This window comes from Frankia gtarii (genome assembly GCF_025403375.1).
Taxonomy (GTDB): domain Bacteria; phylum Actinomycetota; class Actinomycetes; order Frankiales; family Frankiaceae; genus Frankia; species Frankia gtarii.
This window is the reverse complement of record NZ_JAMPTM010000569.1, coordinates 1-973: the sequence shown is the minus strand read 5'-3', so window position 1 is coordinate 973 and position 973 is coordinate 1. Positions and strand designations below refer to the sequence as shown.

Here is a 973-nt window from a genome sequence, read left to right as displayed (position 1 = left end):
GGGTGGGGGTGCGCAGGGTGCGCAGTTCGGCGGCGAGGTCGTCGGCCTGACGTTCGGCGCGTTCGGCGCGGGCGCGGGCTTCGGCGCGGGCCTCGCTGATCACGGCGAGGCGTTCGGTGGCGGCGTGCCGTTCGGCGTCCAGGCGGGTGTCGGTTTCGGTGCGGATCCGCTCGACGTCGGCGGCGGCCTCGGCGCGGATGCGGGCGGTCTCGGCGCTGGTCTCGGCGCGCAGCCGGTCGAGCTCGGCGGTGGCCTCGGCGCGCAGCCGTTGGGCGTCGGTGTCGGCGCCCTGGCGTAGGCGCAGGGCTTCGGCGCGTTCGGCGCGAATGTCCTCGCGCAGGGCGTCGCGTTCGGTGCGCAGTTCGGTGCGCAGGCGGGCGTCGCGTTCGGCGTCGCGGCGGGCGGTGGCCAGCTCGCCCAGCGCCTGGTCGCGGGCGGCGGTGGCCTCGGCGATGCGCGTCTGGGCGTCGTGGTGGGCGTCGGCGATGCGGGCGGTGGCGTCGCGGTCGACGGCGTCGATGGCGGCCTGGGCCTGAGCTTCGGCTTCGGCGACAGCGGTGTCGGCGTCGGCCCGGACGGCCTCGGCGGCGGCGCTCGCGGCGCGCACGGCGGCGGCGGACTCCTCCACGGCGTCGGCGCGGGCCGTGTCGGCGGCAGCCAGGCGACGCTCGGCGTCGTCGAGGGCGGTGACGGCTTCGGCGGCGACCGCGTCGGATTCGGCGCGGGCGATCCCGGCGGCGCGGGCGGCCTGTTCGGCGCGCACGGCGCGGGCGACGGCTTCGGCGACGCGTTCGGCGGCGTCGGCTTCGGCGGCCTCGACCTGGGCTTCGGCGGCGGTGACGTCGCCGAGTGCGGCCATCTGGCGGGCGAAGGCGTCCAGGGTGGCGCTCAGTTCGCCGGCGAGGGTCTGGACCTGGCCGGCGAGTTCCTCGGCGCGGGCGCGCCCGGCAGCCAGCGGGCGGGGGATCGGGGC

General features: G+C 79.0%; 1 pseudogene. It reads right to left on the bottom strand.

The features are described from left to right. Nucleotides 1-973, bottom strand: a pseudogene (locus NBZ83_RS32335) (hypothetical protein); the annotation flags it as partial.